Source organism: Dethiosulfatibacter sp., assembly GCF_983023055.1.
Window position 1 is genome coordinate 1 of record NZ_CEZJXU010000108.1, and the last position, 6,352, is coordinate 6,352.

General features: G+C 36.2%; 5 protein-coding genes. 2 read left to right on the forward strand and 3 right to left on the reverse strand.

What is annotated here, in order from left to right:
• Window positions 1–206 precede the first annotated feature (206 nt).
• Entirely contained in the window at window positions 207–1,595 is a 1,389-nt protein-coding gene (locus AC3AX0_RS05400) for a HAMP domain-containing sensor histidine kinase (RefSeq protein WP_487549285.1), read from the reverse strand.
• Window positions 1,592–2,284 carry a response regulator transcription factor gene (locus AC3AX0_RS05405; protein WP_487549286.1) on the reverse strand — a complete coding sequence of 231 codons (693 nt, stop codon included), beginning with the start codon at window positions 2,282–2,284 and terminating at the stop codon, window positions 1,592–1,594. Before AC3AX0_RS05405 ends, AC3AX0_RS05400 begins: the two co-directional genes overlap by 4 nt.
• Before the next feature lie 161 nt (window positions 2,285–2,445).
• Between AC3AX0_RS05405 and AC3AX0_RS05410 the strand changes: the two genes are divergently transcribed.
• Complete coding sequence (locus tag AC3AX0_RS05410) at window positions 2,446–3,138, forward strand: hypothetical protein (RefSeq protein ID WP_487549287.1); 693 nt, start codon at window positions 2,446–2,448, stop codon at window positions 3,136–3,138.
• Between the two features lie 102 nt (window positions 3,139–3,240).
• Here the strand turns inward: AC3AX0_RS05410 and AC3AX0_RS05415 are convergent, their stop codons facing one another.
• The gene (locus tag AC3AX0_RS05415; protein ID WP_487549288.1) at window positions 3,241–4,596 is read right to left on the reverse strand and encodes an aspartate-alanine antiporter-like transporter; all 1,356 of its coding nucleotides are present in this window, start codon (window positions 4,594–4,596) and stop codon (window positions 3,241–3,243) included.
• Window positions 4,597–5,065: 469 nt separating this feature from the next.
• Here AC3AX0_RS05415 and AC3AX0_RS05420 point away from each other — a divergent pair, with 469 nt between their 5' ends.
• Window positions 5,066–6,352, forward strand: a complete 1,287-nt coding sequence (locus AC3AX0_RS05420) for an adenylosuccinate synthase (protein ID WP_487549289.1) — start codon at window positions 5,066–5,068, stop codon at window positions 6,350–6,352.

Genomic DNA, 6,352 nt, shown 5'->3' on the forward strand with positions numbered 1-6,352 from the left:
TTTTATTAATTCCTCTGACAAATCGCAGGTGGAATCAGCCATTATTTTTATCATTTTATATTAGGTGGTCACTATGAGACCACTACTCCTTTTACATATGACTTATAATGCATTATAACATTTTTGTCTATTGTCCAGGAACGTTAATATTTACAAATAACTAGATTTATTGTTATTATGCTTACAATTAACCTTGAATTTTAAGATTAGAATTTAATTGTATATTCACCGCCGTAACCTTCACGGTTTCTTATTGAAAGGGTGCCTCCCGTCTTGTTTATTATTGTTTTAGTTATAGTTAGTCCAAGACCTGTATCTCCCTTATCTCCTTTGTAGAACCTGTCGAAGGCGTTCAAAAGGTCCTTGTCTGAGAAGCCTTTTCCGTCGTCGTAGATTTTTATTATATAGCTATCTTCTACTTTTTGTCCTTCAATGAAGACGTTGGATTTTGCGAATTTTAGTGAATTGGACAAAATGTTCAAAAAAGCCTGCATTACCTTGTCCCTGTCACATTTAATATCTATGTCGTCCTTGATATCTACATTAATATTGATATCATTTTTAACTGCATATCCCTGGACTTTGTTCACTGTTGTATTTACTAAGGTCTCCATGCTTTCCCAGGAGTATTCATAGAAGTCGTTGAAGGATTCAAGCTTTGAAAGATAGATTATCTGATTCACAAGGTTTTTAAGTCTTTTGCTTTCATCAATTATTATGTCAAGAGAATCGGATTCGTTTTCAAAGACGCCGTCCTTAATTCCTTCTGCATATCCCTGTATTGATGTAAGGGGAGTCTTAAGTTCGTGGGTTATGTTTTGTATAAAATGTTTCTGGCTTTTGTCATAGCTGTCAAGCTGTTCTGCCATTTCTTCCATGGAGTTTGCAAGTTCCTCGATTTCATCTCCCGTATTTATTGATATTCTGTTGAGATAGTTTCGTTTTGCGATTTCTTCTGCCCTTGATTTTATAATGTTTATTGGATCAGCAATGCTCTTTCCCCTGAAGTATCCCAAAAGGGCGGTGATTATTGTCAAAATGAATAGCAGCAGAGCGGAAACTCTTCTAATTATTCTTGTTGCATTGGTCACAGTTGTTGCAGGTAGATATTGTACTATCCATGTGCTGGAACCTACCTTTTTACGAAGGTTTTGACCTAGTGGTGATATTGTAAAATAATATGTTCTTTCATTTGCAGTTGATGTGAAAAGGGTATTATAGCTTTCTTCCTTAATTTTTGCTATTATATCTTCATCAGCATTGCTGCCTGAAAAATCATTGCTTCCCAATGAAACTATGGAATCACCATTTGATTTTACATAGATTTCAAAACTGCTGTCGATAGGCGTTCTGTTTGCAATGGATTTAGAGTTGATGATGCTTTTAGTCTCCATTCTGTCCAGTGATTTCAAATTATCTATATTGTTCAACACTATGGATACAAGCTGTTTTCGATCGCCAGCAAAGTCCTTTGCTATTTCATTTTCAAGGAGACGTTTTACTGAAAAATTCATTATCATTGTAAATAGTAGAAGGGCGATTAATACTATCAATATGTTTGTTCTGATTATTTTACTTTTGATTGTTGTTTTCATTCCATCACCTTGTATCCGAAGCCCCATACTGATTTGATTTCAAGAGTGGATTCGGAAATTTTGAGTTTTTTTCTCAAACGCTTAACCAGATCATCTACTGGTCTCGTGTCTCCAATATATTCATAACCCCAAATTTTGTCTATAATGATATCTCTTGAGAAAGCCTGGTTCTTGTTTTTACAGAGAAGGAGAAGCAAGTCGAATTCCTTGCTGGTGATATCTATTAGAATATCACCTTTGTACACGGCTCTTTCATCAGTCTTTATGATGATGTCCCTAACATTTATGTTTGGATTTTTCTTCTTTTCTGTTTTGATGTTGACATTCATTCTTTTAAATATATTTTTCACCCTTACAGTTAGTTCCCTCGGGCTGAATGGTTTTGTCAGGTAGTCGTCACTTCCCAGTTCGAGACCTAGAATTCTGTCAAATTCCTCGTCCTTTGCCGAAACCATTATGAGAGGTATATCGTGATTCTTTCTGATTTCCCTGCATAGTTCATAACCATCCATTCCAGGCATCATTATATCAAGTATCACCATGTCAGGGATCCTTTTGTTTAATTCTTCCATTACTGATATTCCATTTGAGAAAACTGTGGTTTCATATCCTGCCTTTACAAGATATGCTCTTATGAGTTCTCTTATATTCTTTTCGTCGTCAACTATATATATGAGTTTTTTATCCATAACACCCTTACCTTTATCTTTATATTATAATTATATATTCATGAAGGAGATTTTTCCATTAATCATGGAATATTATACATATTTTCCACATTTATCACAAAATTATTCCTGTTATGGAGTTTAATATGTATATAAGGACAAATGAAAAAGGAGAAATACAAATGAAAAGTAAATTAAAAAGAGTGTTGATTGTTGGAATGGCAGGATTAATGGTTTTTGGAGGTGGAATATCTGCACTTGCAGACGATGTTGAAGTAGAAAAACCTGATAGGTCAGAAAGGACCATGATGAGGAAGGGTATAGACCGTGAGGTTCTTAAGGACAAGATTTTCAACTTGACGGAAGATATTCAGGAACAGCTGGCAGATCTCAAAGGAATAAGAGAAAAAAATCGTAATTTGGTAAAGGGGATTATTGGAATTGAAGCTGGAAACAATCAAGGTCACGTATATGGATCAAAGAATACGGATAAATTTGCAGGCAAGTTCGAAGAAAAATTTGAAGGAAAACTTGACAACCTGAGGGAAAACCATCCTGGTATGGCGGACAGACTGGAAGCGAAATTTGATGATTTCAAGGGTGAAGTAAGCGCGGTAAGAGAGGAACTCTCTGCGGAAAGAGAAGCGGCAAAAGAAGAAAGACAGGCAAGAATCGAGGAGCTAAAGGAAGAGCATCCAGATGAGTTCGAAGATATTGAAGAAAACAGAGAAGAGTTGAAAGAGCTCAGAGAGAGCCTCGAGGAAGCTGTTGAGGATGGCGACGAAGATGAAATACGGGATATCCTTGACGAAATGATGACAATAATCGAAGAGAACAAGGAAATCCTTGAAGTGGTCAGTGACTCTGAGGAATAACTGAAAGTAATGCAGGAAGCAAATGAAAAAGAGCCAAACTGGCTCTTTTTCATTGTTAATTAATCTATTATATTAGGGATATTGAGGGTATTATGTATGAAGCTACATTGGCAAATTGTGAAGCACAATGGTGAAGACAACCATTCCAAGTAGCGCAAATGGGTATGTAGCACCATATCCTGTAGCGGGGTCGTCGCTTCCCAGTGCATCAACAGCTGCACCAAGTCCTGGAGTAGAAGTCATTCCACCGCATATTGCTCCTGACAGCATTGTCCAGTTGATTTTGAAGACATATCTTCCGATGACGAAGCCTATAAACATTGAAAATACGCATACAATCAGTGATACTAGCGCTAGGTATGCTCCAGTTCCTGCCAGTGATTCAAATACTTTGAATCCATATCTAAGTCCTACTACAGAAAGAAAGAATGCGAGGGAAATCTGTCTTACAGTACCAAGTATCTTGTTGTTCATTCTGAAGTTTAAAGGTCCGAGTTTTCCTATATGTCCAAGAATGAGGGATCCTATGAGGACGCCTCCCGTTGCACCAAGGGAAAGGAATCCCAAAGGGCCAAGACTTATTTTCACCTTGCCAAGTGTAAATCCAACAAAACAGGCAAGTATAAACGCTGTAAGGTCAAAAGATACTTCTTCAATTTGTTTTCCGCCTATCTCACTTCTAGCTTGTTCCATTTCAATTCTATATTTTTTCTTTTCATCTTCAACATCTATATTGAAAAGCTTAGGGAAGAAGTTAACTACTATTATTACTACTATTACACCTATTGGATAGCCTATTGCATGGCCTACACCTATTTCGGCAGCCGCATTGTTGATGAAGGCGTCTTTCTGTGCTTCAGTCAAGATTGGCGTGTTTTCGGAAGTCAAACCTTCCTGGTTAAGTATATTTAGGAATTTTTCCTTATCTTCTGGAGAGAGTGATTCATATTCGGAGCTCCAGTCTGTAGCATGTCCTGTGGCTGTTTCTATTGCTGCAGCAAGACCAGGTGAGCTTGTAAGTGCTCCTGTATAAACTCCGGAAATTTCATAAGGGCTTGCTTTTGAATTTATGAGGGTCATTCCGTAGGTTGAAGCTGCTCCTAAAAATGTTATTAGTATTCCTAATATTATGAATTTTGTTCCGTATTTCTTGAGTACTACACCCATGTCCTTTGATGCAAGAAGCCCTACCGATGCAACAAAGAGTACAAGGAATAGATAGAAAAAGTTTTTAGGTATTACTCCTGACATAATCATATCAGTTGCATATTTGTTACCGTCAAGGTTTTTGGCGTATTTGAGTACTCCCCATCCTGCTATAAGTCCTGTGAAAAGACATCCTGAAATTCCAAAGCTGAATTTTCCGAATTGTAGTTTTCCAAAAAGCATTCCTGATAAAATTGTAATAAACATTAGTACGAAAGGATTCATTATCCAAGCTGTAATATTAAAATCCATAAACAACCTCCTGTGTTATTCTATAGTGCTAAGATATCATAAATTCCATGGTGGGAAAACATTTGCAACATATGTTAAATAGTTTTTTAAATAAATTAAATGATTTTATAAATATTTAAGGAATAACGAACACTGCGTTATTCACGAACTTAAATGCGAAAATAATAAATTTAATTCGCCAAGAGGGCTCTTTGTATTCATAAAGTTCTTATTGTTTTAGTAACAGATGCGATTAATTGGTATGGAACAAGCAAATACGAAAATAAATCAAAAAACATTCGTAGTTTGATTGACTATGGAGAGACATTCTGATAATATATAGTAGCCTAAAAAGCTTAAATTGTTTCAAGGATATCCTGGATTATTTCAATGGGATTTCTTGATTATTAATATATAATCTATCTGCAGGTATATTGCAGAAAAATCAATAGGATAGAGTAAACACTCAAGGGTGTTTAAGGAGGAAAAAATGTCAAATCTAGTTATATTGGGAGCACAATGGGGAGACGAAGGAAAAGGTAAAATTACTGATTTTCTTGCCAAGGAAGCTGATTTTGTTGTCAGATACCAGGGTGGGGACAACGCAGGTCATACTGTAGAACTTGGAGATCAACAATACAAACTTCATCTTGTACCTTCAGGAATACTATACAAGGAAAAACCATGTGTAATAGGAAATGGTGTGGTTGTTAATCCTAAAGCTCTTTGTAAAGAGATGGATTATCTCAACGACCTTGGAGTTTCAACGGACAATTTGGTTATTTCAGACAGAGCCCATATCATTTTCCCATACCATATAGAAATAGACAGACTTGAAGAAGAAGCTAGAGGAAAGAATAAAATAGGAACAACAATTAAGGGAATAGGACCATGCTACAGAGACAAGGTTGAAAGATCCGGAATTAGAATGTGTGACTACCTTAATAAGAAAGACTTTGAAGAGAAACTTAGATACAATATAATGAGAAAAAACGACCTTATAGTAAAATACTATGATGGAACAGCACTTGATGCAGATGAAATAGTAAAAGACTATATGGTTCACATGGAAAGAATTTCAAAATATATTACAGATGTAAATGTAGTTATGAGACAGGCTATAAAAGATGATGCGAAGATTCTTTTCGAGGGAGCACAGGGAACACTTCTTGACATAGATTATGGAACATATCCATATGTTACATCCTCACATCCTACAACTTGCGGTATAGCAGTTGGAGCTGGAATTAATCCGTATAGACTTGAAAATGCGCTTGGTGTTGTGAAGGCTTATACTACAAGAGTAGGAATGGGACCTTTCGTTACTGAGCTTCATGATGAAATGGGAGATGATATCAGAGAAAAGGGATTTGAGTACGGTACTACTACTGGAAGACCTAGAAGATGTGGATGGCTTGACATGGTAATGCTTAACTACTCTGTCGAAATAAACGGATTGTCGTCAATGGCTGTTACAAAGCTTGATACTCTTTCAGATATAGAAACACTTAAAATCTGTGTTGCATATAATCTTGATGGAGAGGAAATAGATTATTTCCCTGCAAGTCTTGAAACACTTGGAAGATGCAAGCCTATCTATATAGAGATGAAGGGTTGGACAATGGAAGAAGTTGTTAAGGCTAAAACTTATGAAGAACTTCCAGAAAATGCTAGACTTTATGTTGAAAAAATGGAAGAGCTTTCAGGGGTACCTGCAGATATAGTTTCAGTAGGACCAAAGAGAAGCGAAACTTTCATCAGGAAAGATTTGTTTTAG